This is a genomic window from Cryobacterium glaciale (genome assembly GCF_004402535.1).
GTDB classification, from domain to species: domain Bacteria; phylum Actinomycetota; class Actinomycetes; order Actinomycetales; family Microbacteriaceae; genus Cryobacterium; species Cryobacterium glaciale.
The window spans coordinates 241,654-268,218 of the sequence record NZ_SOEY01000006.1; the positions used below are offsets into that span (position 1 = coordinate 241,654).

Consider the following 26,565-nt stretch of genomic DNA (forward strand, 5'->3'; position numbering starts at 1 on the left):
CTACTGCCCGATGGCCTGGTACGCGCTGAACAGCAACGAGGCGTCCGGGCCCTCGAGGATGGTGGGCTTGCCGACATCGTCGAGCACGACGAAGCGCAGCATGCCACTGCGGGTCTTCTTGTCCCGCTGCATCGTGGCGAGCAGCGTGGGCCAGCGACCCACCGGATAGCCGGTCGGCAGGGTCAGGGATTCCAGGATGGTGCGGTGCCGGTCGACGACCTCGACCGGGAGTCGGCCGCTGAGAGCTGCGAGTTCCGCCGCGAACATCATGCCGACGGCGACGGCTGCGCCGTGGCGCCAGCCGTACCGTTCGGCGTGTTCGACCGCGTGGCCGAGGGTGTGGCCGTAGTTGAGGATCTCGCGGAGGCCGGCCTCCTTAAAGTCCTCGCCGACGATGCGGGCCTTCATGGCGATCGAGAGTTCGATCAGCCGCCGAAATTCGGGGGTCGTCGGGTCGGTGGCGCGGTCGACATCCGCTTCGATGATGTCGAGAATCTCGGGTACCTGGATGAACCCGGCCTTGACGATTTCGGCAAAGCCGGCGAGAACCTCGTTGCGGGGCAGCGCGTCAAGCAGGTCCAGGTCGCACAGTACCGCGGCGGGCGCGTAGAAGGTTCCGACGAGGTTCTTGCCCTCGGCGGTGTTGATGCCGTTCTTGCCGCCGATGGCCGCGTCGACCATGCCGAGTACGCTCGTGGGGATCTGCACCAGTTTCACGCCGCGCAGCCAGGTCGCCGCGACGAAGCCGGCGAGGTCGGTGACGGCGCCGCCGCCGAGGCCGATCACGGCGTCGGTGCGGCTGAAGTCGGATTGCCCCATGACGCCCCAGCAGAAGGCCGCAACCTCGACGCGCTTGGCGGCCTCGGCGTCGGGAACCTCGGCGAGCAACACGTCGGAATAGGTTTTGAGCAGGATGTCGCGGAGGGCAACGGCGCGGGCACCGACCGTGGAGGTGTGCACGATGAGCACCTTGTTGACGCCGCTGCCGAGCTGCTCGGCGACGGTACTGACCAGGCCGCGCCCCACACTGACCGGATAGCTGTCGACCCCGGTCACGGTGATCACGGTGATAGCGGTCTGTTGGGAGGTCTCAGTCATCATTTCTTTCTTGAACCCAATTCACAATTTCGTCGGCAATGCCGCTGATGGGTCGGTTGGAGGTATCCAGGCGAATCGTCGCGAGGGATTCATAGGTCGAGCGGCGCAGGTTGTAGATGCGTTCCCAGTCGGCGATTCCCCCGGACAGGAGCGGCCGTTTCGTACCGCCGAGGCGCGCCTGCACGGCAGCGGTGGTCACGCTCAGGTAGACGACGGTCGCGTCGGCAAGATCAGCCTGGGTATCGGCGTGCAGAACCGCTCCCCCGCCGAGGGAGACGATGGCCGGCTCGCCGAGTGCCCAGTCCACCGCCTCGCGCTCGACGATGCGAAAATATTCTTCGCCCTCACGAGCGAAAATCTCCGGAATCGGGCCGTAACTTTCCACGATGCGCTTGTCGGTGTCGATGAAGGGCACGTCGAGGCCGCGCGCCACGCGGCGACCGATCTTGGTTTTGCCCGCGGCCATCGGTCCGATGAACACGATCGGCAGCAGCGAGTTACGCCGGGTCAGCATGGCTTCAGCCGGCGCTCGCTCACAGCGACGCGTCGCTCGCCACGCCGGTGCGCAGGTTGGCGGGAATGTTGGCCAGGTACGACTCCAGGTTACGGCGGGTCTCTCCGATCGAGTCACCCCCGAATTTCTCGAGCACCGAGTTGGCGAGTACGAGCGCCACCATGGCCTCAGCAACGATACCGGCCGCCGGCACCGCACAGACGTCGGAACGCTGGTGGTGCGCCGGAGCGGGTTCGCCCGTGGCAACATCAACCGTGCGCAGCGCCCGCGGAATCGTCGCGATCGGTTTCATGCCGGCACGTACGCGCAGCACTGTGCCGGTGCTCATGCCGCCCTCGGTTCCGCCGGCCTTGTCGCTGACCCGCTGAATCGCCCCATCCGCCTGCACGAGTTCGTCGTGGGCGTCCGAGCCGCGGCGGCGGGTGGTCTCGAAACCGTCACCGACTTCGACGCCCTTGATCGCCTGGATGCCCATGAGGGCAGCGGCCAGTTGCGAATCCAGGCGTCGGTCCCAGTGCACGAAGGAACCCAGGCCGGGGGGCAGGTTGTAGGCGAGAACTTCGACGACACCGCCGAGCGTGTCGCCTTCCTGGTGCGCGGCATCCACTTCAGCCACCATCAGAGCGGATGTCGCGGCGTCGAAACAGCGCAGCAGGTCGGCGTCGAGGGTGTCGACGTCACCGGGCCCCGGCAGCGGCGTACCGTCGGGCACGCGCACCGGCCCGATGGCGATGGTGTGGCTGACCAGCTGAATGCCCAGTTCGTTCAGGAATGACCTGGCTACCGCGCCGAGCGCCACTCGCGCGGCGGTCTCGCGGGCGCTCGCCCGTTCGAGCACCGGACGGGCTTCGTCGAAGCCGTATTTTTGCATGCCGGCGAGGTCGGCGTGGCCGGGGCGAGGCCTGGTCAGGGGGGCGCCGCGGCCGCGGGCGAGCGTGGCCGGGTCGACCGGTGCTGCACTCATCACGTCGACCCACTTGGGCCATTCCGAGTTGCCGATGCGCAGTGCCACCGGTCCGCCGAGGGTGAGTCCGTGCCGCACACCACCCGAGAGGGTGAGCTCATCCTCTTCGAATTTCATGCGCGCGCCGCGGCCGTAGCCGAGCTTGCGGCGCGCCAGATCGAGGCGGATCGAATCAAGGGTGACCGGGATCCCAGCGGGCAAACCCTCGACAATGGCGATGAGTTCGGGGCCGTGAGATTCTCCGGCGGTGAGCCAACGAAGCATGGTTCCTATCTTTCCACAGCATCGTGAGGGCCAGAGTCATGCGCCCCAGTGTCATTGCGGCCAGCGTCGCGGGTCAGCGCCCCGCGCATGGCCAAGAGTACGGCCGGCTCGTCGGGCAGCGGCTCGAACGGGTCAGCGGTGACGAAGACCCGCACCTGGATCAGCGCCTGGTGCAGCAACATGCCCAGGCCGTTCAGCACGGTACCGCCGGCCTCCTGCCACGACGTGGCCACTCCGCTCGGCCACGGCGAATAGGCCACGTCGAACAGAACAGCCCGTTCCCGCAGCACGAGAGGTAACGGCGACGGCAGCATGGTTCCCCCGGGCAGGGTACTGATCACGACGTCGCTGTCGTCGCGGGTCGCGCCGCTGAAATCCTCCAGGTCGACCACCACCCCGAGCGAGCGACCGAGGTCGACGAGGGGCAGCGCCTTCTGCAGGTCCCGCACGAGCACCGTGACGGATTCGGTGCCGAGCTCCGCCGCCGCCATCAGAGCGGATGCCGCCGTTGCGCCGGCTCCGAGCAGGGTCACGTGCGCCGCGCGGGTGACTCCCCCTTCGGCGAGGGCACGCACCAGCCCCGCGACATCCGTGTTGTAGCCGCTCAGGGTGCCGCGACCGTTGACCCTTCGCAGGAGAACGGTGTTGACCGCACCGGTCAGCTGCGCGACCCGATCGCAGTCGTCGATGAAGGGCAACACCTCCTGCTTGAGTGGCATGGTGAGTGACAGACCTCGCCATTCCGGGCCGAGCTTGCTCAGGAACATGGCCAGGGAGCCGGACTTCACCTCCACGGCGTCGTAGGTCCAGTCAAGGCCCAGCTGCCGGTAGGCGGCCCGGTGCAGCATCGGCGACCGGGAATGCTTGATCGGTGAGCCGAGCACCGCGAGCCGATTCGACGTGAGACTATCCATATTCGGGGTGCTCCCTCATCCAGTCCTGCCAGACGACGACCGCCGCATCATGCTCGGCCACTGTGGTGGAGAAGACCGTCTCCCCGGTGTCGAGGTTGATCGTAACGAAGAACAGCCAGGGTCCGTCGGCCGGGTGCAAGGCGGCGTCGATTGCGAGATCTCCCGGGTTCGAGATGGGGCCGACGACCATACCGGGATGCGCGTAGGTGTTGTACAGGTTGCCAGCGTCGGCGCGTTCGGCGTCGGTCGTGGTCACGAGATGGGTGTTGCCGGTGCCATAGGCGACGGTTGCGTCGGACTGCAGCAGGCCGCTCTCCCACTGCGCCGGGTCCAGCCGGTTGAGGAAGACCCGCGCCACCTTGTAGTAGTCGTCGCGCAGGCCGGCCTCGCGCTGGATCAGCGAGGCGAACACGATGGTCTTCCAGCGATCGGCGACGGCGACTCCCGCCGAGTCGAGGGCCTCATACTGCCGGTTCACCATTGCCTGTAGAACGATCGGGGCGGTGTCCCCCGGCGAGAAAGTGTAGGTGGCGGGAAAGAGGAAGCCCTCGAGGGTGGTCGCCTCGGCGGGCAGTCCGAACGCGGCCACGTTGCTGGCGGCGGCCTGCAGATCGGCGAGGGGAATGTCGGTTCCCTCCGAGATCGACTGCAGCACATTAACGGTCGCCGTACCTTCGGGCACGACCACGGTCTGGCTCAGTCGCGTGCCGTCATCGAGCAGGGCGTCGAGGGCGGTGCTGGCTACCATCTTGGTTTTCAACTGGTAGGCGCCGGGCTGGAACACCGGCTCCGGGGTAGTCTGCAACAAAACCGAGTAAAACGCGTCAAAGCTCTTCACGACGCCTTGGTCGACCAGGGTGCTGGTGATTTCCGACCCGCCGTCGCCGTCGTGGATCATGACGACCACGTCCTCGCCGGTGGCCGCTTCCTCAGCGGTGAAATCGGCCGGTCCCTGGGTGGCTGCGATGATTTGACTGATCGGGCCCTGTAGAAAGAAGTAAGCGCCAGCCACGAGCGCGGCCAGCACGGCGAAGACGATCAGGCAACCCCAGGCGCCCTTGTGGCTGCGTTTCTCTCGCGGCGGTTCGTCGGCGAGGAGCGAGCGGCGATTGGTGCGGCCGCGACCGGAAGTGCCGCTCTCGGTCGCGATCATGTTCGCGGTCAGAAAATCGGTGGGATCGGTGGGTCGACCGCTGGGCGCGTCACCCTCCGCGATCTCCGTGGGCACCGCGGGCTCCGGCACCGCCGTCTCCCGCAGCGGCGACAAGAGCTTGGCGGCGGCGGGCGGAGGAGTCGGTTCCGCAGGGATCTCCCCCATACCCGGCTGCGCAGCGCCGGCCTGATCAGCCCCGGCCTGGTCGGCGCCCTCCTGCTGGGCGGCGGCCTGCTCGGCGGCGGCCTGTTGCGCGCGCCACTGACGGCGGCTAAGCGGAGGCTCTTCCGGGGTGGAACTCTGCACGTTACGGCCTCTCGGTCGGTTCGACGGGCGAGCCAGCTGGTCGCCCCGAGGCACGCTCACTGTCGAGCGCGTGTTGCAGAATGATAGTCGCGGCCACCTGATCGATCACTGGCCGCTGCGTCTTCGCTGGGCGACCGGATGCCCGCAACGCCGACTGCGCCGACACTGTGGAGAGCCGTTCATCGACCAGACGCACCGGCACACTCAGCGCCCGCGCAAGCCGGTCGGCGAATTCAACCGCGTCGTCGGTAGACGCCGTCGCGTTTCCGGACAGCGCCAGCGGGAGCCCCACGATGACCTCGACCGCCTCAAGCTCCAGCACAACGGCACGAATGCGGGCGAGGTCGGTCAGGCCGGCCTGGTCCCTGGCCACGGTTTCGACCGGTGTGGCCAGCATGCCGTGGTTGTCGCTGCGGGCCAGGCCGATGCGCACCTTGCCCACGTCGACGCCCACGCGTACGCCGGAACGCATGCGGTGCGCGTGCGCAGGCGCGACCTCGCCCGCCCCGGCCTCCGACCTGTCGGTGCGGGGCCGAGCCGAGGTTCGGTCGGAGCGCATCGTCAGCGGGTGATCATTGCGACGACGGCCTGCAGCGCAGCCGGTACGGCAGCACCGTTAGGGCCACCGCCCTGGGCGAGGTCGTCCTTGCCGCCGCCGCCGCCGCCGAGGATACCGGCGACGGCCTTGGCGAGGGCGCCGGCCTTGTGTCCGGCGTCCCTGGCAGCCTGGTTGGTGGCAACGATCACGACCGGCTTGTCGGCGGCGACGGCAGAGAGCGCCACGACGACCGCGTCCGTGCCGAGGCGTTCCCGGGTCGCGAGGGTCAGCGTGCGCACGTCGTCCGGGGAGCCCAGCACGCCGAGATCTTCGGCGACGACGGTTACGGCGCCGACTCGACGGGCCGTGGCCAGCAGGGCGGGAACCCGGTCGGTCAGGGCGCGGGCTTCGAAGGCGGCGATCTTCTTCTCGGCCGCCTTGAGGCTGGTCACGAGGTCGCTGATGCGCTCGGGGAGCTGGTCCCGCGGTGTTTTGAGGCTCGAGGTGAGCTGCGATACGAGGGCTCGTTCGGCGGCGAGGTCGCGGAAGGCTTCGAGGCCGACGAGCGATTCGACCCGCCGGTTGGTCGATCCGACCGAAGCCTCGCTGATCAGGTTGATCATGCCGATCTCGGCGCTGCTGGAGACATGGGTACCGGCACAGAGTTCGCGGGACCATGGGCCGCCGATGTCGACGACACGCACGACGTCGCCGTACTTCTCGCCGAACAGGGCCATTGCGCCGAGCGCCTTCGCCTCCGCGAGGGGCAGCTCCCGAGTGGAGACCGGCAGGTTGTCGCGGATGGCGTTGTTGGAAATCTCTTCGATCTCGGTGCGGGTCGCCGGTGACAGCGCCTGGTTCCAGGAGAAGTCAAGACGAAAGAACCCGGCCTTGTTGTAGGAGCCTGACTGGTGGGCGTTCGGGCCGAGCACCTGGCGCAGCGCCGCGTGCAGAACGTGCGTTCCGGAGTGAGCCTGGCGGGCGCCGCGACGCCAACTCTCGTCGACCACGCTCGTTGCGCTGTCGCCCACAGCAACCTCGCCGGACTGCACGAGAACCTTGTGGCTGATCAGTCCCTTGACCGGCTTCTGCACGTCGAGCACTTTGAGCTCGTAGCCGGGACCCACGATGAGACCGGCATCCGCTTCCTGTCCGCCGGATTCTGCCCACAGGGCGGTTTCGGCCAGAATGACCTCCGCTGTCTCGCCGGCGACCGCGCTCGTGACCGACTCGCCGTCCACGATGAGGCCCAGCACACTCGACTCGTTCTGCAGGTCGTCATACCCGGTGAACACCGTCTCCCCGAGGGCTCGGAACGCGCTGTAGACGCCGAGGTCGGCCAGGGTCGTCTTCTTGGACTTCGCATCGGCCTTGGCCATGGTGCGCTGCTTGGTCATGAGTACGTCGAACGCGTCGCGGTTCACGCTCAGGCCGGCCTCTTCGGCGATCTCGAGGGTGATCTCGATCGGAAATCCGTAGGTATCGTGCAACAGAAAGGCCGTCGGACCGGCCAGTTCGGTCTTGTTGGCCTTCTTGGTCTTCGCCACGGCGAGGTCGAGCACAGCACTGCCGCTCGCGAGGGTACGCAGGAACGTTTCTTCCTCAGCGAACGCGGCTTGGCTGATGCGACCGAAGTCACTCTTGACCTCGGGATACGCGGCGCTCATGGCGTCACGGGAGGCGGGCAGCAATTCGGGCAGGCTCACGGTATCGACACCGAGCAGCCGCATGGCGCGCACGCTGCGCCGCAGCAGGCGCCGCAGAATGTAGCCGCGTCCCTCGTTCGACGGCATGACGCCGTCGCTCATGAGCATGAGGGAGGAGCGCACGTGGTCGGCGACGATGCGCATGCGCACGTCGTCATCGTGATCGGCGCCGTAGCGGCGGCCCGACAGGGCGGCCGCGCGGTCGAGCACCGGGCGTACCTGGTCGATCTCGTACATGTTCTCGACGCCCTGCTTGAGGAAGGCAACGCGCTCGAGCCCCATGCCGGTATCGATGTTCTTCTTCGGCAGGTCGCCGAGAATCTTAAAGTCGCTCTTGCCGGTGCTTTCGCCGCGCAGGTACTGCATGAAGACGAGGTTCCAGATTTCGACGTACCGGTCGTCGTCGGTGGCCGGTCCGCCGTCCCGGCCGTAGGCGGGTCCACGATCGAAGAAGATCTCCGAGCAGGGGCCGGCCGGCCCTGGCTGGCCAGTGGACCAGTAGTTGGATTCCATGCCGAGGCGCTGAATGCGGTTCTCGGGCACGCCGAGCGCACGCCAGTAGCGATGGGCCTCGTCGTCGTCGAGGTAGATGGTGACCCAGAGGTCACTCTCGCGAAAACCGTAGCCGCCCTGATTCTCCGGCGTGGTGAGCAGTTCCCAGGCGAAGCCGATGGCTTCTTCCTTGAAGTAGTCACCGAAGCTGAAGTTGCCGTTCATTTGGAAGAACGTGCCGTGGCGCGGGGTCTTGCCGACCTCTTCGATGTCGTTGGTGCGAATGCACTTCTGCACGCTCGTGGCGCGCGGGTACGGAGCTGGAACGAGCCCGGTGAGATACGGCACGAACGGCACCATGCCGGCAACGGTGAAGAGAAGGGTGGGGTCGTCGCTCACCAGGGACGCGGACGGCACAACGGTGTGTCCACGGTCGGCGAAGAAGTCGAGCCAGCGCCCGCGAATGTCAGCAGTCTGCATGGTGTCCGTTTGTTCGTGGTGCATGAATGTGGTGGTGCTTCAAATCAGTGGTGCTTCCGTTCAGCGGATGCCTACGGCGCGCCGGTCACCGGCGCCGTACCGGCGGCATCGTCGCCGAGCGCTGCGTGCAGCTCGGCCTCGCGCTGGCGGTACCCCTCGGACATGGCCTCGCCGAACTCGCGTGCCTTGGTGTCGAGTTCGGTGAAGAACGCTTTGCCCTGCTGGGTTTTGTTCACCTCGTGGGCGACCACGAAGCCCGCGGCAACGCCAATGACCAACCAGATGACGTTCTTCATGGCGTTTCTCCCTGAATCTGCGCGGCTCGGGGCCGCAGACAATAGAACCGAATTGAATGAAGCCGGGCACCGCTAGCCGAAGCTACCGATAAGTCGGGCGCGAGAATATCAACGCCCTGTCCAGAGTAGCCGGTCAACCCCGATTGCGCCGAGGTCGCGGCCTCCCGGTGCGAAAGGCCGCCCGCACGCCGGCCGAGAACCCGGCGAGCTTGATCAGCGGCCCGCCGACCGTCGCCGCGAACAACGCGACGAGCGCTCCGACGTTACCGGTGACATCCGCTACGTTGCTCGTGATGGTGTCGACTCGAGCCAGCTGTTGATTGGTGGAGCGGATGGTCTCGGTCGTCTCGGCGAGCATCGGGGTGATTCCGTCGCTGAGTTCATGGATGGCCGCGGTCGTCTCGTCGAAGACCCGGCCCAGTTTGACCAGAGGGATGGCGATGACCGCGACCAGAATCGCGAACACGCCGGCAGCGATGAGGCCGGCAATATCTCCACCTGACACGGTGACTCCACTCTGTACGAGGGGCTCCGGAGAGCCCGGGTAGGCAAAAGGGCGGATCACCCTGAGGTGATCCGCCCTTCAGCGTACCGGTTGCTCTAGCGAGCTGAGCGGTTATCGAGCTGCACTGTGTTAGCGAGCTGCACTGTGTTAGCGAGCTGCGTAGTACTCCACGACGAGCTGGACTTCACAGGTCACGGGAATCTCGATGCGCTTCGGGGCGCGCACGAGGCGGGCCTGAAGCTTGTCGAGCTCAACCTCGAGGTACGGCGGGAGCTTGGGGAGCAGGTCGACGTGTCCGCCGGCTGCTGCAACCTGGAAGGGCTCCATGCCCTCGCTGCGAGCCTTGACGTGCATGAGCTGGCCCGGCTTCACGCGGAAGGAGGGCCGGTCGACGAGCTCTCCATCGACGAGGATGTGACGGTGCACGATCATCTGGCGAGCCTGCGCGGTGGTGCGGGCGATCGCGGAACGAACGAGGAGGGCGTCGAGACGGGTCTCGAGGATCTCGACGAGGTTCTCACCGGTCAGTCCCTGGCGACGACGAGCCTGCTCAAAGGCAATCTTGAGCTGGGCTTCGCGAATGCCGTACTGGGCGCGTAAGCGCTGCTTTTCGCGCAGACGAACGGCATAGTCCGAATCAGTCTTGCGCTTGGTGCGGCCGTGCTCACCGGGTGCATAGGGGCGCTTCTCGAGGAAGCGGGCTGCCTTCGGCGTGAGGGCGATGCCCAGGGCGCGCGAGAGGCGAGTTTTACTGCGGGTACGTGACTTGGTAGACACGGTTTCCTTTCAATCGGACTCAATAACAGGGATACCAGGGCGAGTGCGTATCGCTGCAGCGCAGCGTTCAATCAACACAGTCGTCATGGGAGATCAGAGGATTGGGTGCCATGGGACGTTCGGCTACAGAACGAATCCCCTCCAAACTGGAAACGGACGCAGCCGCATGCCGAAACCAGTTGTAGGCAGAGTCAAGGTTAGCACAGAGCGGATGCGTCGCGTTGTCGAGGCGGGCGTCCAATACATTATTGGTTGCGGACTATTCTGCGGATCTTCAGGAGGCGAGCCGAGATGTCTCGCTCGTGGCCGTGCTCGGTGGGGGCGTAGTACTGGGTGGTTTTCAGCTCGGTTGGCGGGTATTGCTGGGTGACCACTCCGAGGGCGTCGTCGTGCGGATACAGGTAGCCCTTGCCGTGCCCGAGGCGCTTGGCACCCGGGTAGTGCGCGTCGCGCATTCCCTTGGGCACACGGCCCATCCTGCCGCCCCGCACGTCGGCGATCGCCGCGTCGAGGGCCATGTAAGCGGCATTGGACTTGGGTGCGGTTGCCAGGTGCACGACGGCCTGGGCCAACGGTATGCGGCCCTCCGGCATGCCGATCAGTTGTACGGCATCGGCGGCGGCGACGGCGATGAGGAGCGATTGCGGGTCGGCCATGCCGATGTCCTCCGAGGCGAGGACGATGATGCGCCGGCAGATGTAGCGTGGGTCTTCGCCGGCCTCGATCATGCGCGCCAGATAGTGCAGCGCGGCGTCGACGTCGCTGCCGCGTACCGATTTGATGAACGCGCTGATCACGTCGTAGTGCTCGTCGCCGTTGCGGTCGTAGCGCAGTAGCGCACGATCGACGGCGAGGGCGACAATGTCGGTCGTGATCACCGGTTTGCCGGTCGCTCCCGATTCGAGCGTTGATTCGGCCGAAACGGATGCTGCCTCCAGCGCGGTCAGCGCCCGCCGGGCATCACCAGAGGCGAGTCGGATGATCGCGCCGCGGGCTTCGGGTTCAAGTTCGAACCGGTCGGCCAGGCCGCGCGCATCGGTGACGGCACGATCGACGACGATGCCAAGGTCGTCGTCGCTGAGAACTTCGAGGGTGAGCAAGAGGGAACGAGACAGCAGGGGGGAAATGATCGAGAACGACGGGTTTTCGGTCGTCGCGGCGACTAGAATGACGACGCCGTTCTCGACCCCTGGCAGCAGGGTGTCTTGCTGGGCCTTGGAGAAACGGTGGATCTCGTCGAGAAAGAGCACTGTCGCGAGACCGTACAAATCGCGGTTGGTGCGGGCGTCTTCCATCACCTGGCGCACATCGCGCACCCCGGCGGTCACGGCCGAGAGCTCAACGAATCGTCGCCCGGAACTGTGCGCGATCGCCTGCGCGAGGGTGGTCTTTCCGGTTCCGGGCGGTCCCCACAGAATGACCGACACGCTGCCGCGCTCCCCTGTCTTGTCGCTCGCCAGACTCACGAGCGGGGACCCCGGCGTCAACAGGTGACGCTGGCCGGCGACCTCGTCGAGGGTTTTTGGGCGCATTCGTACGGCGAGGGGGGTCGCGCCACTGCGCAGACCCGGTTGAGCATCCGACATTCCTCCAGCGTAGTTTGTGCGTAGAGTTCTACGAGGTCGGGCGTGTTGATGCCTGATTGCTTTTTTGTTCGGTCGTCGCCAACCCCGACGGCCCTGGAGGGGTTCCCAGTGGCTTCGAATTACAAGCTTGAGCGTGCGGCACGTGAAGAGCGCGGCCGTGTGCGTTCCTACCAGGCCCGGCGCGCCGTTCACGAACACCAGTACCAGCGTCGCGTACGCGACAACCTGATCGCCGGCGGCGGTTTGCTCGTGGTACTGACCCTCATCGTGGTCGCGCAGGTGTTCTACTTCGACGGCGGCCCCGGCACCCCGGCGCCGACGGCGGACGCGAGTGCAACTCCGACCCCGGCCACCACTGCGGCCGCCGGTGAGAACGTCGGCGAGAACGTCGGCGACGTGCCGGCGAGCACCCTCGCCGAGAGCCGCACCTGGACCGGCACGCTCACTCTCAACGACATTCCGCTTGGCATCGAACTGGACGGTGCGCTGGCACCGCAGGCGGTGTCGTCGACCATCAGCCTCGTGCAGAAAAGCTTCTACAACGGGCTGACCTGCCACCGCCTCACCGTGGAGGGCATTTTCGTGCTGCAGTGCGGCGACCCCGCCGGAGACGGCACGGGCGGACCGGAGTACAGCTACGGCCCGGTTGAGAACGCACCCACGGACAATGTGTATCCCGTCGGCACCCTGGCCATGGCTCGTACCGGTGACAACGGCTTCTCGAACGGCAGCCAGTTCTTCATCGTCTACGAAGACAGCACGATTCCGTCTGATTCAGCCGGTGGTTACACCGTGCTCGGCAAGGTCACGAGCGGCCTCGACGCGGTCAAAGCCCAGATCACCAACGCAGGAAGCAACGCGGACGGCGTTTCGCCCGTGGTGCCAACGACGATCACGGCCATAACAGTTCAGTAGGATCGATCGATCCCCCTGCGCTATTGCAATAGGCTTATCAGGGTATTTCCTGGCTCCGCACTCTTTACTCCCGCGGATCCACACACAACAACTCAGCAAAGGTGAGGCTCTTGACTACGACAGATCAGCAACCATGGGGTCGCGTAGACGAAACCGGCACGGTTTACGTGCGCGAGGCGGATGGCGAACGCGCCGTCGGCCAGTACCCGGATGCCACTCCGGAAGAGGCCCTGGCCTACTTCGAACGCAAGTACGTTGAGCTCAACGGGCAGGTTACCCTGCTCGAGCAGCGCGCCAAGGGTGGCGCTCCAGCCGCGGATATCGCCAAGTCGGTCGCCAACCTGACCGTTGCCGTTGCCAACGCCAACGCTGTGGGCAACCTCGCCGCACTGGCCGAACGCCTCGGCGCCCTTGGCGGGGCCGTCAGCGAGCTCACCGAACAGCAGAGCATCGAGACGAAGGCCGCATCCGCTGCTGCCGTCGCCGAGCGCGCCGAAATCGTGACGGAGGCCGAGCGCCTGGCCGCCGAAGATCCGGCCAAAACGCAGTGGAAGCAGACCAGCGCTGCCCTCGACGCCCTGTTCGCCAAATGGCAGGCACACCAGCACGACGCCCCACGTATCCCCAAGGGCGAGGCCAACGACCTGTGGAAGCGCTTTCGGGCCGCCCGCACCACGATCGAACAGAACCGCAAGGCGTTCTTCGCCGAACTCGACAGCGCTCACAAGGACGTTCGCACCAAGAAGCAGCACCTGATCGAACAGGCCGAGGCCCTCGCCCCCCAAGGCGCCGACGGCGTCGGGGCCTACCGCAACCTGCTCGACGAGTGGAAGAAAGCCGGCCGCAGCGGCAAGAAGCAGGACGACGCCATGTGGGCGAAGTTCAAGGCCGCTGGCGACGTGCTCTACTCGGTCAAGAGTGAGGTCGAAGCCCAGGACAACGAGGAGTTCTCCGCGAACCTCGTGCTCAAGCTCGAACTGCTGACCCAGGCTGAGACCCTGCTCACCACCACCGATCGCAACGCCGCGCGGGACACGCTCACCACGATCCAGCGCAAGTGGGACGAGATCGGCAAGGTTCCCCGCGACCAGGTCAAGCCGATCGAGGATCGCCTTCGCAAGGTGGAAGCCGTCGTGCGCAAACTCGACGACGACCACTGGAAGCGCAACAACCCCGAGACCAAGGCCCGCACCGAGGGCCTCGCCGGGCAGCTGAACGACGCGATCGCCAAGCTCGAGGCTGAACTCGCCACGGCGCAGAAGGGTCAGAACGCCCGCGCCATCAAAGATGCCACCGAAGCGCTCGAGGCCCGTAAGGCCTGGCTCAAGGCGATCGGCGAGTAGACCCGCTCAAGCAGCACTCGCGGTTATCCACAGGCCGCGCCGCTGCTCAGGTATCCACAGGCCCAGGCTCCTTCGGGGGCCTGGACCTGGTTAAGCGTCACTCTGGTGGCATGACAAATCCACGGGGACGAGTACTCACGGTCAGCGACCTGCCGCTCGCCGAACTGTACAGCGCCCGTCTCGCCGGGCAGGTCTTTCAAGTCGCCGACTCCTGGTGTGTGATCGACGAAATAGACGGATGCTCCAGTCGGGCCATCGCCGCCAGTGCGCTGGTCCCGCCCCGCGCAATCGCTGAGCGGCTCACCGCTGCGTGGATCTACGGCGTGGCCCCTGAACCGCGCCGCCACCAATTCTGTGTCGTGATCGGAGCGCGCACGACGGCACTCTGGTCGCCACGGGCTCAAGTGCGGGAAATCGTGCGTACCCCGGATGATGTGAACACTGTCTCCGGCGTGCGAGTCACCACTCCCCTGCGCACGGCCGTCGATCTCGCCCGCTATACGCCGCCGTCAACGTCGGCGCCGTCAACATCTGCACAGTCGAACGAACTGATCGCGCTCCTGGCCCGATTACTGCACTACGGCCGCTTCGACGACGTAGCGGATGCCGTGCGCTTGTGCAAACGTGGCAGCCCCGCTCACAGTACCCTTGCCGTTGCCCGATTCGCGGACGTCAACGCGCCACTGTCTGCGCTGCACCAACGGTCCAATCCGGCCGGCCCGGCCGGTCTCGCCGGTTAGCCGTCGCTGACTCGGTAGACGTCGTAGACGGCATCAATGCGGCGCACGGCGTTGAGCACTCGGTCGAGGTGGGTGGTGTCACCCATCTCGAACACGAACCGGCTCAGCGCCAGACGATCGCTGGAGGTATTGACGGTGGCCGAGAGAATGTTCACGTGGTGCTCCGACAGCACGCGGGTGACGTCGGAGAGCAGTCCGGAACGGTCGAGGGCTTCAATTTGAATGTGCACCAGGAACAGACTCTTCGAGGTGGGTGCCCACTCCACCTCGATCATGCGCTCGGGCTCCTTGAGCAGGGACTGCACGTTGTGGCAGGCGGCCTGGTGCACCGAGACACCCGCGCCGCGCGTGACGAAACCGACGATTTTATCACCGGGCACCGGTGTGCAGCACCGGGCGAGCTTGACCAGAATGTCGGGAGCACCGCGAACCAGTACTCCCGAGTCGCCGTTGCGAGGCGTTGGCGTCCGACCGCGTGCGGCGACCGGAAAGTCGTTGCTGTCGTTGTCTTCGATGCTCTGCACCGAGGAGACGACCTTCTCGAGCACGGACTGGGTGGAGACGTGGCCCTCACCGACGGCGGCGTAGAGTGCCGACACATCTTCGTACTTGAGTTGGGCCGCGACCTCCGCGAAGGAGTCCTGGTTCATCAGTTTCTGCAGCGGAAGGTTCTGCTTGCGCATGGCCCGAGCGATCGCGTCGCGGCCCTGTTCGATGGCTTCGTCGCGGCGCTCTTTCGTGAACCACTGCCGAATCTTGTTTCGCGCCCTGGGGCTCTTGACGAAGTTGAGCCAGTCCTTGCTCGGGCCGGAGTCGGGGTTCTTCGAGGTGAATACCTCGACGACGTCGCCGGTGATGAGTTCACTCTCGAGCGGCACCAGGCGACCATTGACCTTGGCGCCCATGGTGCGGTGGCCCACCTCGGTGTGCACGGCGTAGGCGAAGTCGACCGGGGTGGCGCCGGAGGGCAGGCCGATGACGCGGCCCTTCGGCGTAAACACGTAGACCTCTTTGGCGCCGATCTCGTAGCGCAGCGAGTCGAGGAACTCGCCGGGGTCGGCGGTTTCGGCTTGCCAGTCTGAGATGTGGGCGAGCCACGCCATGTCGGTGTCGCTCTGCGGGCCGGGCCCGCCGGAACTCTTACCGTTGACCTGTTCCTTGTACTTCCAGTGCGCGGCGACACCGAACTCGGCACGCTGGTGCATCTCGGTGGTGCGGATCTGGATTTCTACGGCGCGACCGCTCGGGCCGAGTACCGTTGTGTGCAATGACTGGTACAGGTTGAACTTGGGAGTGGCGATGTAGTCCTTGAAGCGGCCGGGCAGCGGCGTCCACCGGGCATGGATGGATCCGAGCACTGCGTAGCAGTCCCGCACCGAGTTCACGAGTATGCGAATGCCGACGAGGTCGTAGATCTCATCGAACTCGCGACCGCGCACGACCATCTTCTGGTAGATCGAGTAATACTGCTTGGGGCGCCCGGCGACCTTGCCGCGAATGCGCGCCGATTTGAGATCGTCGTTGATGGTGTCGATGACCTGTTGAACGAACTCTTCGCGTTGCGGCGTGCGCTGCTTGACCAGGCTTTCGATCTCCGCGTACAACTTGGGGTACAGCACCGCAAACGAGAGGTCTTCGAGTTCCCATTTGATGGTCTGGATTCCCAGGCGGTGTGCCAGGGGCGCGTAGATCTCCAGGGTCTCTGTGGCCTTGCGCACCGCAGATTCGTTGGGCACGAAACCCCAGGTACGCGCATTGTGCAGCCGATCGGCGAGTTTGATGATGAGCACGCGGATGTCCTTGGACATGGCGACGATCATCTTGCGCACGGTCTCGGCCTGGGTCGAATCGCCGTATTTCACCTTGTCGAGCTTGGTGACCCCATCAACGAGCATCGCGATCTCATCGCCGAAATCGGCCCGCAGGGCATCGAGGGTGTACTCGGTGTCCTCGACGGTGTCGTGCAGCAGGGCAGCGGCGATGGTCTTGGTGCCGATGCCGAGGTCGGCCAGAATCTGAGCCACGGCGACCGGGTGCGTGATGTACGGCTCGCCGCTGCGACGCAGCTGACCGTCGTGTGCGCGCTCAGCTGCCGTATAGGCCCGTTCGATGATCGACAGGTCCACCTTGGGATGGTTCAGCCGCACGGTCTTGATCAGGCGGTCGACGGCTCCCGCCGGCTGGGCCCGGGAGAAGATGCGGGGAACCAGACGGCGCAGCGACGCCGGGGAGGGGGTCGTCGTGTCCGTCATAGTCTCACCTCGTGCGTCACGCCCGGTGGATGTCCGGGCGGGCTTGCGTTCTTCCAATTATGCCGGTTCGACAGGGGTTGCCTGTACGCCGTCGCCGAACGTGAGGTGGTGGCCTAGGAGGTGACGCTCTCGGCAAGCGGAGCCGAGGCCTTCGCACGGGCCGCGAGGGCTTTCTTGTCGTGCTTGCGAATGGCATCCTCACCGTTGCGCAGCTGGGCGTACAGCGGCGACGCAATGAAAATGGTCGAGTAGGTGCCGACCAGAATTCCGATGAGCAGAGCGAGCGAGATGTCGCGCAGGGTACCGGCGCCCAGCACGAACGCCCCGATGAAGAGAATGGATGCGACGGGCAGGGCCGCGACGACAGAGGTGTTGATGGAACGCACCAGCGTCTGGTTGACGGCGAGGTTGACCGACTCAGAGAAGGTCCGGCTCGAGCCTGACCCGTCAAAGTTGGTATTCTCCCGAATCTTGTCGAAGACCACGACCGTGTCGTAGAGCGAGTAGCCCAGAATCGTCAGAAACCCGATGACCGCGGCCGGCGTGATTTCGAAGCCCGTTATTCCGTAGAATCCGGCGGTGATCACGAGGTCGTGCAGCAGCGCGACCATGGCTGCCACCGACATCTTCCAGGTGCGGAAGTAAATCGCCATGATGATTCCGGCGAGGACGAGGAACACGACCAGGGCGCGAAGGGCCTGCCCGGTGATGTCCTGCCCCCACGTGGCCCCGATGAACGACGTCGCGACTTCGGTGACCGGAACGTCATAAGCCGCGGCGAGAGCGTCGCGCACTTCCGAGGATTCCGTCTCGGAGAGCTGGTCGGTCTGTACGCGCACACCGTCGGAGCCGACGGTGGAGACCTTCGGAACGGCGTCGGGAACGACGCTCGCGACGGCATCCGTTGCAATGCTCTCGGACTGGCTGGTCGCCTGCGAGACGACGAACTGACTCCCGCCGGTGAACTCGATACCGAAGACGAAGCCGCCGCGCAGCAGGAACGGGCCGACTAGGGCGATGAGGATCATACCGCCGGCAATCAGGTACCAGAGTTTGCGACGCCCGACGATGTTGAGCGACCGAGCGCCCGTGTACAGATCATTTCCGAATTTCGAGAAGCTGGCCATCAGGAATCCTTCCCGTCCGTCGATCGATCAGTGCTGGTACCCACGAGATTGGTGTCTGCAGGCTTGGTGTTGACAAGCTTGGTGTTGACAAGCTCAGACGCCTTGCGCTCGGCGATGGTTTGTCTCTTGGCGGCCTCCTTGCTCGAGGAAGAGACCTTGGTCGGCGACATGGACGCCGAGGGCTCAAAGCGAGCCCGTCCGCGGTACACGGCACCGAGGGCGCGCGGATCGAGTCCGCTGAGCTTGTGGCCTTCGTTGAAGAATTTCGTCTTGGCGATCAGCTGCAGCATCGGGTGTGTGAACAGGCTGACCACGAGGAGGTCGACGATCGTGGTGAGGCCGAGGGTCAGGGCGAAGCCCCGCACGTTGCCGACCGCGAGCACGAACAGCACGGCGGCGGCGAGGAAGTTGACGACGTCGGACGCGACAATGGTGCGGAAGGCGCGTTTCCAGCCGGCTTCGACCGACGATTCCAGCCCGCGACCATCACGCAATTCGTCGCGCACGCGTTCGAAGTAAACGATGAAGGAGTCGGCGGTGATACCGATGGCCACGATCAGACCGGCGACACCGGCCAGCGACAGGCGATACCCCTCGCGCCAGGACAGGATGGTGATGAGCAGGTAGGTGATCACCGCTGCGACACCGAGCGAGGCCACGGTGACGAGCCCGAGGAGCCGGTATTGGGCGAGCGAGTACATGACCACGAGGATCAAACCGATCAGGCCGGCGATGAGGCCGTTGAGCAGCTGCGTCGAGCCGAGTGTTGCCGAGATGGTGTCCTGGCTCTGCACCGTGAAACTGATCGGAAGGGCACCGAATTTGAGCTGGTCGGCGAGGGCCTTGGATGTCTCCTGGTCGAATGACCCGGTGATCTGAGGCTTGCCGTCGAGAATGGCAGCCTGCGTGGACGGAGCCGAGATCACGTGCCCGTCGAGCACGATCGCAAACTGGTTCTGCACACCGGTGAGGTTGAACAGGCGCTGGGTGACATCGGCGAACTTCGACGTTCCATCGCTGTTGAAGACGATGTTCACGGCCCACTCGCCGGTGGTCGCACCGTTCTGTGTGGTGCGCTGGCCGTTGGTCGCGTCCGCGATCGTGGAACCGTCCACCTCGACCGGGCCGAGGATGTACTTGACCGAGTCGTCGGCTTCGCAGGTGATGAGCGGGTCGTTGGCCGGTGCCACGTTGGTCGTGTTGATTTTGCTGCAGTCGAAGGCATCGTACTCGGCCTGTAGTGCAGGGGTCACGTAGTTGAGGTCGCTCGCGTCGGTCGGTTCGACGGCGGGTGTGGTCGACAAGGTTGGATCGACAGTCGCCTCCGGCGCCGGCGTCGCGGTACCGTCAGCACCGACGGTCTGACCGGACGGCTGACCCGCGACGAGCACGGCCCGGAACTCGAGTTTAGCCGACGACTTGATGCGTTCCAGGGTGGCGTCATCGGGGGTACCCGGGATCGACACCACGATGTTCTGGCCACCCTGGGTGTTGATCTCCGACTCGGAAACGCCCGAGGAGTCCACTCGCTGGCGAATGATGCCCACGGCTTCGCTCAGTTGTTCGGAGGTGACCGTCTGCCCGCTCTCGAGCTGGGGTGCGAGGATGATCTGCGTTCCACCCTCGAGGTCGAGCGCCAGCTTCGGCGTCCACGATCCGTTCTGGGTGAACACGCCGAAAGCGTTGAGGGCGATCAGGCCGACGATGAGCACGCCCAACCAGGTCAGGGAACGCCAGGCCTTTTTGGCCGGAGACGACGACTTAGCCACCTATGAACTCAGCTTTCTGTTGGCGCCCACGCCAGAATGCGGAGGCGCGCCGCGTGATGCAGTACGTATGTCGTGATAAAGGTCGTGCCGAGCGAGTCTTACCTGACAAGCAGGAGCTACGCGTCGCCCTTTTTCGGCTGTTCGGTGGTGTCGGTGTCGGTATCGACGACTCGCTGGCCAAATTCCGGCTCATTGAGCGAATCGATGCTGTCAACATCGGTGTCTTCGAGATCCTCGGCAACGACCGGCTCGACCACGCGAGCGATGGTCTGGCGGTGGATTTCGACGATGACGCCGGGCGCGATCTGTAGTTCGACCTTGTTGGCTTCTTCATCGATGGCAATGATCGTGCCGTACATGCCGAAGTTGGTCATGACGTCGGCGCCGGGAACCATGGTGGCCTGCAGGGCTTCCTGATCTTTCTTACGCTTGCGGCCGTTGCGGAACATGAAGAAGACGAGAACAGCCAGGACGGCCAGCATAACGAGAGTCAGATTATCCATGGAGCGGTGAAACCTTCCGATTGCGGCGCGGGTGGCCGAAGCTTGTGGGTGTGGGCCAGACTAATCCGCCGGCAGATGCCTGCAAACTATTGGGTATCGTCCGTGTAGGTATGTCTTTATTGGGTATAGCTTTTTTGGGTAACTTTTTTTGGGTATAGACAGACGGGCCAAATTGAATTATAGGTCAAGAAGGGTTGCACTGCCCTGTGCGGTCAATCCCGGTGCAGTCAAGCCCGGCGGAGGGGCCAGACCAAAATGGCGCCACGCGGCGCTGGTGGCAACGCGTCCTCGCGGGGTACGCGTGAGGAAGCCTATCCGTACCAGGAACGGCTCCACGACCGCTTCCACCGTTTCGGACTCCTCACCCACCGAGACGGCAAGCGTGTTCAGGCCGACCGGCCCACCCCCAAAGCGGGTCAGGATGATCTTCATGACCTCCCGGTCGAGTCGATCGAGGCCGATCGCATCGACGTCGTACAGCTCGAGGGCGGCGTGCACGGCTGCGATGTCGGCCGCTCCCCCGTGCACGAGTGCATAGTCTCGGACCCGACGCAGCAGGCGGTTCGCGATTCGCGGTGTGCCGCGACAACGTCCGGCGATCTCGGCGAGGGCATCCGCTTTGATCGGCAGGCCGATCAGCTGTGCAGCGCGGCCGAGGACCTGTTCGAGCTCGCTCTCCGCGTAGAACTCGAGGTGCGCGGTGAAGCCGAATCGGTCGCGCAGGGGGTTCGGCAGCAGGCCCGACCTGGTCGTGGCACCGACCAGGGTGAACGGTGCCAGGTCGAGCGGAACGGAGGTGGCGCCCGCTCCCTTCCCTACCATGATGTCGATGCGGAAATCTTCCATGGCGAGGTAGAGCATTTCTTCGGCGGAGCGCGCCATGCGATGGATTTCGTCGATGAACAGCACTTCGCCGGGCACCAGCGACGACAGCACGGCCGCGAGATCGCCGGCATGTTGGATGGCTGGGCCGCTCGACATACGCAGCGGGCGATTGCCCTCATAGGCGACGATCATGGCCAGGGTGGTCTTGCCCAGGCCGGGTGGACCCGCCAGGAGGATGTGGTCCGGCGTGCGATTCTGCATCGTTGCGGCGGTCAGCAGCAGCTGCAACTGCCCGCGCACCTTCTTCTGGCCGACGAATTCGGCGAGGCTCGCCGGGCGTAGGGCGCCCTCAAAGGCGAGCTCGGATTCGCTCTCCAGCGAGGGGTTGCTGAGTTCAATGGCGGGGTCGGGGTTCATGAGCGATCCTTGCCGGTCGCCAGTGCGGCCGCAGAGCCCGTGGCATGGTGCGCGGCCGGGCCCAGTCGGCCCAGGGCCAGTCGGAGGACGGCGGCGACCGCCGGCGGCGCGGAGTCAGCGCCGGCGGCATCCGCTAATTCGGTGAGGGTTTCGTCGACGGCCTCAGCCGCGACGCGTTCGGACCAGCCGAGACCGATCAGAGCCGCCTGCACGCTCGCGGCGACGGAGGTGGCCCCGGGTTGGCGGGTCGGTGTGCTTGCGGCCGTCACGGCGAGTTTGCCGGCCAGGGAGAGAACGATGAGTTTCGCGGTCTTCGGCCCGATGCCGCTGACCTTACGGAACGCGCCGTCGTCGTCGCCGGCGACAGCGTGGGCGATCTGGTCGGGGGTGAGCACCGCGAGCACGCCGAGTGCGGACTTGGGGCCAACGCCGGTGACTCCGACGAGCAGTTCGAAGACCACGAGTTCCTCAGCGGTCGGAAAGCCATAGAGGGTGAGCGAGTCTTCGCGCACAATGAGCGTGGTCATCAGCCGGGCTTCGTCATTGATGCGCACGCCGAGTGCGGTGGCCGGCGTCACCTGCACGGCAAGGCCGACTCCCCCGACCTCGATTACCACCGTTGCTGTGCTGGCGGTTGAGCCCAGGGCGGACAGGACAAGGCCACGTACGGAAGAGATCACCGCTTAAGACTACGGGGCACCACTGACAGTGCCGGTACAGACACCCGGGACACCGACCCTCGTTCAGCGTCGCGCCAGGCTTTCTGGGCCGGGGTGAGGGCGCCGGGCGTGACGGTGGATTTGACCGAAGCGACGGTCGGCAGGGTGCCGCCGGATGCACCGGTGCGCCACGCGTGGCAGATGGCGAGGGCGAGGGCATCCGCCGCGTCGGCCGGTTTGGGAATCTCGGTCAGCCCGAGAATGCGGGCGACCATGGTGCCGACCTGCTTCTTGTCGGCGGCACCGTAACCGGTGATGGCGGCCTTGACCTCGCTCGGCGTGTGCAGGGTCACCGGCAGGCCGCGCTGGGCGGCCAGCAGCAGGGCGACCCCGCTGATCTGGGCGGTGCCCATGACGGTGCGCACGTTGTGCTGGGCGAAGACCCGCTCAATGGCGATGTACTGCGGCTGGTGCCGGTCGAGCATTTCTTCCAGGCCCTGGGACAGCAATAACAGCCGCTGCTCCAGAGGCAGGTCGGGCGCGCTGCGCAGCACGGTCACGTCGACCAGTCGGGCCGAACGGTTACCCTCGACGTCGACGACGCCGACCCCGCACCGGGTGAGGCCCGGGTCGATGCCGAGCACCCGGACCGCCATCGAACTACTCGGACTCGCTCGCGAGGGCGGCCTGCACTTCGGCCGACAGGTCGTAGTTGGAGTAAACGTTCTGCACGTCGTCGAGGTCTTCCATCGCGTCGATCAGGTGGAACACCTTGCGCGCGGTTTCGGCGTCAACCTCGATCTTGAGCGACGGAATGAAGGCAATATCAGCCGACTCGTAGTCGATGCCGGCAGCCTGCAGCGCGGTGCGGGTGGCGACGAGGTCGCCAACGGAGGAGTGGATCTCGAAGGTTTCGCCCTCGTCGATGACCTCTTCGGCGCCGGCGTCGAGAACGGCGAGCATGATGTCGTCTTCGGTGATCGTCGGCAGGTGCTTGACCACGACGACGCCTTTCCGGTGAAAGTTGTAGGCGACGCTGCCCGGGTCGGCCATGGCTCCGCCGTTACGGGCCATCGCGGTGCGTACCTCGGCCGCAGCGCGGTTCTTGTTGTCGGTGAGGCACTCGATCATGATCGCGACGCCGTGCGTGGCATAGCCCTCGTACATGATGGTCGTGTAGTCGACCTGCTCACCGGACAGCCCGGCACCGCGCTTGACGGCGCGGTCGATGTTGTCGTTGGGCACCGAGGTCTTCTTGGCCTTCTGGATGGCGTCGACCAGGGTGGGGTTGCCCGAGAGGTCAGCGCCGCCCAGTCGGGCCGCGACCTCGATGTTCTTGATGAGCTTGGCGAACGCCTTGGCCCGCCTGGAGTCGGTGACCGCCTTCTGGTGCTTGGTGGTGGCCCATTTGGAATGCCCGGACATACATCTCCCGTTGTTGTGCTCGATCAAGCTGTGCTCGGTCAAGTGGTGCTCGAATGAGCGTTGTGTGATCGCTGCGAAGTCAGTGCACGCGTGGTGCCGAGCCAGTCTATCCCGGAGTGACTTCCAGCAGCTTGTGCAGCGTGTGCAGGTTGCGGGTGGTGGTGGTGTCGCGGTACTTGAGCTTGGCGCTCTTCTTGCTGAAGGCACTCTTGATGCCGACGGCCTTGCGAACTTCCCAGTACAGCACGCCGTGGCCGAGTTCGATGCGTTCGTCGGTGGCGTCGAGCTCCCTCGCATGACCGGCCAGCTCGCTCAGGTGGCCAGGGTCGGAGGAGAACATGACGTAGGGGTGCCACCCGTCACGGTCGGCGTCAAAGGGGTAGGCGCGTACGATGCGGTCGAGCGATTCGGCGTCGACGAGCACGATCCAGGCCTCGTACTCGAACCGGGCGGTCAGGGCCGCTTCGATGCGGGCCTTGAGGGCGGCGGCATCCGCCTTGTCGACGAGCGGGCTGTCAATGCTGAAGATCACGTTGCCGCTCGCCAGCACCGTCTTCACGTCCGTGTAACCGAGGTCGTGAAAGGTCTCGGCGAGATCGGCCATGGCAATGGTGATGCCGTTGACGTTGATGCCACGGAGCAGTGCTACATAACGGGTCATCGTTGACCACCGGATATCTGAGTCATGTCTGAACCCTAGCCACACTCTCGCGCCCGACACAATTGAGCGGCGCCTCACCGGGCAGCGGCGACCAGTTTCTGCAGGAAATACTGGTGAAAACGATATTCGCCGGTGATTTCCGGGTGAAAGGATGTGCCGAGCAGGTTGCCCTGCTGCACGGCGACGCACCGCCCGTCGGCGAGGGTGGCCAGCGCCGTCGCTCGCGGGCCGACGGTCTCGACGACCGGAGCCCGGATGAACACGGCGTGTACCGGCTGTTCGCCGAGCGCCGGAATGTCGAGGTCGGTCTCGAAGGAAGCCGTCTGGGAGCCGAACGCGTTGCGGCGCACGGCGATGTCGAGTCCGCCGAAGCTCTGTTGCCCGTTCATGCCGTCGAGAATGGTGTCGGCGAGCATGATCAGGCCGGCGCAGGTGCCGTAGACCGGCAGTCCGCCCCGGATGGCGGCCTGGAGCGGCTCTGCCAGGCCGAACGTGCGGGCGAGTTTGTCCATGACGCTCGATTCGCCGCCCGGAATGACCAGACCATCGATTCGGTCGAGTTCTTCCGGACGGCGCACCAGGTCGACGATCGCTCCGAGCTCACGCAGTACCTGCGCGTGCTCCCGAAAATCGCCCTGCAGCGCGAGTACCCCGACCCGCAGTCCTGCCGGGACAGGGGTTTCTGCCGGTCGGGTGCCCACGGAGAGGATCGTCATGAACGCCCAGTTACCAGCCGCGGGTGGAGAGGAGGTGCGGCGCGGGAATGTCGGACACATTGATGCCGACCATGGCCTCGCCGAGGCCGCGCGAGACCTCAGCGATGACCTTGGCGTCGTCGTAAAACGTGACGGCCTTGACGATGGCCGCTGCGCGCTGCTCGGGGTTGCCCGACTTGAAGATTCCGGAGCCGACGAACACGCCGTCAGCACCGAGCTGCATCATCATGGCGGCGTCGGCCGGGGTGGCCACACCACCGGCGGTGAACAGAACGACCGGCAGCTTGCCGGTCGAGGCGATCTCGGCGACGAGCTCGTACGGGGCCTGCAGCTCCTTGGCAGCGACGTACAGCTCATCCCGGCTCATCGAAGTGAGCCGCTTGATCTCGCCGTTGATGGTGCGGATGTGCTTGGTGGCTTCGGAGACGTCGCCGGTGCCGGCCTCACCCTTGGAACGGATCATGGCTGCGCCCTCGTTGATGCGGCGGAGCGCCTCACCGAGGTTGGTGGCGCCACAGACGAACGGAATGGTGAAGTTCCACTTGTCGATGTGGTTCTTGTAGTCGGCCGGGCTGAGCACTTCGGACTCGTCGATGTAGTCGACGCCGAGCACCTCGAGAATCTGAGCTTCGACGAAGTGGCCGATGCGGGCCTTCGCCATGACGGGAATGTTGACCTCGGCGATGATGCTGTCGATCAGGTCGGGGTCGCTCATGCGGGCCACGCCACCCTGCGAGCGGATGTCGGCGGGAACGCGTTCGAGAGCCATGACGGCGACAGCGCCGGCGTCTTCAGCAATTCGAGCCTGGGCAGCGGTGACGACGTCCATGATGACGCCGCCCTTGAGCATTTCGGCGAGTCCGCGCTTGACACGGCTCGAGCCGAACTGCTCGGCGGAGTTTGATTCAGTCATAACTACGATCCTATTCCTTGCACGGTGGTGGTCTGGTCGGAGGCTGGTGGTGGTCTGCGTAATACAGCCGGGGCGCACCAGCACACACCCGGCTGTGAGAAAGCTAAAGGGCGGCGGTCGGGGTCGCGACGCCTGGCCATCCGTTCGCAATGTCACGACGCACGTCGCCGAGCAGGCGGGGAATGGCCTTGGTACCGGCGATGATGGGAAAGAAGTTGGAGTCCAAAGCCCAGCGGGGCACGATGTGCTGGTGCAGGTGCTCGGCGATGCCGGCCCCGGCGATGCGCCCCTGGTTCATGCCGAGATTGAAGCCGTCACAATTCGACACCTGACTGAGCACCCGCATGGCAATCTGGGTGAGCTCGCCGATCTCGGCGACCTCCTCCGGTGTGGCCTGGTCGTAGGTGGCGACGTGCCGGTACGGGCAGACCAGCAGGTGACCGCTGTTGTAGGGGAACAGGTTGAGCAGCACGTAGGCGTGGGTGCCGCGCGCCACAATCAGCGCCTTTTCATCGTCCAGCCCCGGCGCGATACAGAACGGGCAGTCGTCGGGGTGCGGCTGCTGGCCGTCCTGGATGTAGACCATCCGATGCGGCGTCCAGAGCCGCTGGAACGCATCAGGAACAGCCGCGAATTCGGCAGACGACTCACCGGTGCCGGCGTCTGCCGAATCGGAACCGCGCAGCCGATCAGCGGGAATTTCGCCC

26 protein-coding genes are annotated in these 26,565 nt (G+C 65.3%); 3 read left to right on the forward strand and 23 right to left on the reverse strand.

Features of this window, described 5'->3' with window-relative positions:
- From aroB to E3O06_RS02920, 11 genes are all read right to left on the reverse strand, one after another.
- Positions 1 to 1,098 carry a 3-dehydroquinate synthase gene (gene aroB, locus E3O06_RS02870; RefSeq protein WP_134501495.1) on the reverse strand — a complete coding sequence of 366 codons (1,098 nt, stop codon included), beginning with the start codon at positions 1,096 to 1,098 and terminating at the stop codon, positions 1 to 3.
- Entirely contained in the window at positions 1,091 to 1,612 is a 522-nt protein-coding gene (locus tag E3O06_RS02875) for a shikimate kinase (RefSeq protein WP_241979827.1), read from the reverse strand. Before E3O06_RS02875 ends, aroB begins: the two co-directional genes overlap by 8 nt.
- 19 nt (positions 1,613 to 1,631) lie before the next feature.
- A complete protein-coding gene (gene aroC, locus E3O06_RS02880; protein WP_134501496.1) occupies positions 1,632 to 2,840 on the reverse strand; it encodes a chorismate synthase in 1,209 nt (402 codons plus the stop codon).
- 5 nt (positions 2,841 to 2,845) lie between these two features.
- The gene (locus E3O06_RS02885) at positions 2,846 to 3,754 is read right to left on the reverse strand and encodes a shikimate dehydrogenase (RefSeq protein ID WP_134501497.1); all 909 of its coding nucleotides are present in this window, start codon (positions 3,752 to 3,754) and stop codon (positions 2,846 to 2,848) included.
- Positions 3,747 to 5,213 (reverse strand): endolytic transglycosylase MltG, encoded by a 1,467-nt coding sequence (mltG, locus tag E3O06_RS02890; protein ID WP_134501498.1) that lies wholly within the window; start codon positions 5,211 to 5,213, stop codon positions 3,747 to 3,749. Before mltG ends, E3O06_RS02885 begins: the two co-directional genes overlap by 8 nt.
- 1 nt (position 5,214) lies before the next feature.
- Positions 5,215 to 5,685, reverse strand: coding sequence for a Holliday junction resolvase RuvX (gene ruvX / locus E3O06_RS02895; RefSeq protein ID WP_134501499.1), 471 nt, complete (start codon positions 5,683 to 5,685; stop codon positions 5,215 to 5,217).
- A gap of 89 nt (positions 5,686 to 5,774) precedes the next feature.
- A complete protein-coding gene (gene alaS, locus E3O06_RS02900; protein WP_134501500.1) occupies positions 5,775 to 8,429 on the reverse strand; it encodes an alanine--tRNA ligase in 2,655 nt (884 codons plus the stop codon).
- A 71-nt stretch (positions 8,430 to 8,500) separates the two neighbouring features.
- Positions 8,501 to 8,725, reverse strand: a complete 225-nt coding sequence (locus tag E3O06_RS02905) for a hypothetical protein (RefSeq protein WP_134501501.1) — start codon at positions 8,723 to 8,725, stop codon at positions 8,501 to 8,503.
- A gap of 133 nt (positions 8,726 to 8,858) precedes the next feature.
- Positions 8,859 to 9,230, reverse strand: coding sequence for a DUF948 domain-containing protein (locus tag E3O06_RS02910; protein WP_134501502.1), 372 nt, complete (start codon positions 9,228 to 9,230; stop codon positions 8,859 to 8,861).
- A gap of 147 nt (positions 9,231 to 9,377) precedes the next feature.
- Entirely contained in the window at positions 9,378 to 10,007 is a 630-nt protein-coding gene (rpsD, locus tag E3O06_RS02915) for a 30S ribosomal protein S4 (protein ID WP_092107727.1), read from the reverse strand.
- A gap of 245 nt (positions 10,008 to 10,252) precedes the next feature.
- A complete protein-coding gene (locus E3O06_RS02920) occupies positions 10,253 to 11,593 on the reverse strand; it encodes a replication-associated recombination protein A (protein ID WP_134501503.1) in 1,341 nt (446 codons plus the stop codon).
- A gap of 108 nt (positions 11,594 to 11,701) precedes the next feature.
- Between E3O06_RS02920 and E3O06_RS02925 the strand changes: the two genes are divergently transcribed.
- From E3O06_RS02925 to E3O06_RS02935, 3 genes are all read left to right on the forward strand, one after another.
- On the forward strand, positions 11,702 to 12,508 hold the full coding sequence (locus E3O06_RS02925) for a peptidylprolyl isomerase (protein ID WP_241979828.1): 807 nt from the start codon (positions 11,702 to 11,704) through the stop codon (positions 12,506 to 12,508).
- 110 nt (positions 12,509 to 12,618) lie between these two features.
- Entirely contained in the window at positions 12,619 to 13,851 is a 1,233-nt protein-coding gene (locus E3O06_RS02930; RefSeq protein WP_134501504.1) for a DUF349 domain-containing protein, read from the forward strand.
- 110 nt (positions 13,852 to 13,961) lie between these two features.
- On the forward strand, positions 13,962 to 14,591 hold the full coding sequence (locus E3O06_RS02935; protein WP_134501505.1) for a type IV toxin-antitoxin system AbiEi family antitoxin: 630 nt from the start codon (positions 13,962 to 13,964) through the stop codon (positions 14,589 to 14,591).
- Here the strand turns inward: E3O06_RS02935 and E3O06_RS02940 are convergent.
- From E3O06_RS02940 to E3O06_RS02995, 12 genes are all read right to left on the reverse strand, one after another.
- Complete coding sequence (locus E3O06_RS02940) at positions 14,588 to 16,843, reverse strand: RelA/SpoT family protein (RefSeq protein ID WP_134501506.1); 2,256 nt, start codon at positions 16,841 to 16,843, stop codon at positions 14,588 to 14,590. The two genes, E3O06_RS02935 and E3O06_RS02940, sit on opposite strands and share 4 nt — an antisense overlap.
- Positions 16,844 to 16,956: 113 nt before the next feature.
- Positions 16,957 to 17,970, reverse strand: a complete 1,014-nt coding sequence (secF, locus tag E3O06_RS02945) for a protein translocase subunit SecF (protein WP_134501507.1) — start codon at positions 17,968 to 17,970, stop codon at positions 16,957 to 16,959.
- A complete protein-coding gene (secD, locus tag E3O06_RS02950) occupies positions 17,970 to 19,739 on the reverse strand; it encodes a protein translocase subunit SecD (protein ID WP_134501508.1) in 1,770 nt (589 codons plus the stop codon). Before secD ends, secF begins: the two co-directional genes overlap by 1 nt.
- 116 nt (positions 19,740 to 19,855) lie before the next feature.
- Positions 19,856 to 20,242, reverse strand: a complete 387-nt coding sequence (yajC, locus tag E3O06_RS02955) for a preprotein translocase subunit YajC (RefSeq protein ID WP_134501509.1) — start codon at positions 20,240 to 20,242, stop codon at positions 19,856 to 19,858.
- Positions 20,243 to 20,419: 177 nt separating this feature from the next.
- Positions 20,420 to 21,484: a Holliday junction branch migration DNA helicase RuvB gene (ruvB, locus tag E3O06_RS02960; protein WP_134501510.1), complete on the reverse strand. Its 1,065-nt coding sequence runs from the start codon at positions 21,482 to 21,484 to the stop codon at positions 20,420 to 20,422.
- Positions 21,481 to 22,164 carry a Holliday junction branch migration protein RuvA gene (ruvA, locus tag E3O06_RS02965; RefSeq protein ID WP_134501511.1) on the reverse strand — a complete coding sequence of 228 codons (684 nt, stop codon included), beginning with the start codon at positions 22,162 to 22,164 and terminating at the stop codon, positions 21,481 to 21,483. The genes ruvB and ruvA overlap by 4 nt, the downstream gene beginning before the upstream one ends.
- Positions 22,161 to 22,799, reverse strand: coding sequence for a crossover junction endodeoxyribonuclease RuvC (ruvC, locus tag E3O06_RS02970; protein ID WP_134501512.1), 639 nt, complete (start codon positions 22,797 to 22,799; stop codon positions 22,161 to 22,163). The genes ruvA and ruvC overlap by 4 nt, the downstream gene beginning before the upstream one ends.
- A 4-nt stretch (positions 22,800 to 22,803) precedes the next feature.
- Positions 22,804 to 23,568: a YebC/PmpR family DNA-binding transcriptional regulator gene (locus tag E3O06_RS02975; protein ID WP_134471238.1), complete on the reverse strand. Its 765-nt coding sequence runs from the start codon at positions 23,566 to 23,568 to the stop codon at positions 22,804 to 22,806.
- A gap of 106 nt (positions 23,569 to 23,674) precedes the next feature.
- Complete coding sequence (locus tag E3O06_RS02980) at positions 23,675 to 24,229, reverse strand: DUF1697 domain-containing protein (RefSeq protein ID WP_134501513.1); 555 nt, start codon at positions 24,227 to 24,229, stop codon at positions 23,675 to 23,677.
- A 74-nt stretch (positions 24,230 to 24,303) separates the two neighbouring features.
- Positions 24,304 to 24,945 carry a pyridoxal 5'-phosphate synthase glutaminase subunit PdxT gene (gene pdxT, locus E3O06_RS02985; RefSeq protein ID WP_134501514.1) on the reverse strand — a complete coding sequence of 214 codons (642 nt, stop codon included), beginning with the start codon at positions 24,943 to 24,945 and terminating at the stop codon, positions 24,304 to 24,306.
- 10 nt (positions 24,946 to 24,955) lie between these two features.
- Positions 24,956 to 25,858 carry a pyridoxal 5'-phosphate synthase lyase subunit PdxS gene (gene pdxS, locus E3O06_RS02990; RefSeq protein ID WP_092107697.1) on the reverse strand — a complete coding sequence of 301 codons (903 nt, stop codon included), beginning with the start codon at positions 25,856 to 25,858 and terminating at the stop codon, positions 24,956 to 24,958.
- Positions 25,859 to 25,961: 103 nt separating this feature from the next.
- Entirely contained in the window at positions 25,962 to 26,543 is a 582-nt protein-coding gene (locus E3O06_RS02995; protein ID WP_134501670.1) for an HIT family protein, read from the reverse strand.
- Positions 26,544 to 26,565 lie beyond the last annotated feature (22 nt).

What these genes read in the sequence shown, in the direction of transcription:
- E3O06_RS02940 (WP_134501506.1), bottom strand. Translation starts at nt 16,843, where the DNA reads ATGACGGACACGACGACCCCCTCCCCGGCGTCGCTGCGCCGTCTGGTT.
- aroC (WP_134501496.1), bottom strand. Translation starts at nt 2,840, where the DNA reads ATGCTTCGTTGGCTCACCGCCGGAGAATCTCACGGCCCCGAACTCATC.
- ruvC (WP_134501512.1), bottom strand. Translation starts at nt 22,799, where the DNA reads ATGGCGGTCCGGGTGCTCGGCATCGACCCGGGCCTCACCCGGTGCGGG.
- secF (WP_134501507.1), bottom strand. Translation starts at nt 17,970, where the DNA reads ATGGCCAGCTTCTCGAAATTCGGAAATGATCTGTACACGGGCGCTCGG.
- yajC (WP_134501509.1), bottom strand. Translation starts at nt 20,242, where the DNA reads ATGGATAATCTGACTCTCGTTATGCTGGCCGTCCTGGCTGTTCTCGTC.
- ruvX (WP_134501499.1), bottom strand. Translation starts at nt 5,685, where the DNA reads ATGCGTTCCGGCGTACGCGTGGGCGTCGACGTGGGCAAGGTGCGCATC.
- E3O06_RS02935 (WP_134501505.1), top strand. Translation starts at nt 13,962, where the DNA reads ATGACAAATCCACGGGGACGAGTACTCACGGTCAGCGACCTGCCGCTC.
- aroB (WP_134501495.1), bottom strand. Translation starts at nt 1,098, where the DNA reads ATGACTGAGACCTCCCAACAGACCGCTATCACCGTGATCACCGTGACC.
- pdxS (WP_092107697.1), bottom strand. Translation starts at nt 25,858, where the DNA reads ATGACTGAATCAAACTCCGCCGAGCAGTTCGGCTCGAGCCGTGTCAAG.
- alaS (WP_134501500.1), bottom strand. Translation starts at nt 8,429, where the DNA reads ATGCAGACTGCTGACATTCGCGGGCGCTGGCTCGACTTCTTCGCCGAC.
- E3O06_RS02905 (WP_134501501.1), bottom strand. Translation starts at nt 8,725, where the DNA reads ATGAAGAACGTCATCTGGTTGGTCATTGGCGTTGCCGCGGGCTTCGTG.
- E3O06_RS02885 (WP_134501497.1), bottom strand. Translation starts at nt 3,754, where the DNA reads ATGGATAGTCTCACGTCGAATCGGCTCGCGGTGCTCGGCTCACCGATC.
- E3O06_RS02980 (WP_134501513.1), bottom strand. Translation starts at nt 24,229, where the DNA reads ATGACCCGTTATGTAGCACTGCTCCGTGGCATCAACGTCAACGGCATC.
- E3O06_RS02975 (WP_134471238.1), bottom strand. Translation starts at nt 23,568, where the DNA reads ATGTCCGGGCATTCCAAATGGGCCACCACCAAGCACCAGAAGGCGGTC.
- E3O06_RS02875 (WP_241979827.1), bottom strand. Translation starts at nt 1,612, where the DNA reads ATGCTGACCCGGCGTAACTCGCTGCTGCCGATCGTGTTCATCGGACCG.
- pdxT (WP_134501514.1), bottom strand. Translation starts at nt 24,945, where the DNA reads ATGACGATCCTCTCCGTGGGCACCCGACCGGCAGAAACCCCTGTCCCG.
- ruvB (WP_134501510.1), bottom strand. Translation starts at nt 21,484, where the DNA reads ATGAACCCCGACCCCGCCATTGAACTCAGCAACCCCTCGCTGGAGAGC.
- E3O06_RS02920 (WP_134501503.1), bottom strand. Translation starts at nt 11,593, where the DNA reads ATGTCGGATGCTCAACCGGGTCTGCGCAGTGGCGCGACCCCCCTCGCC.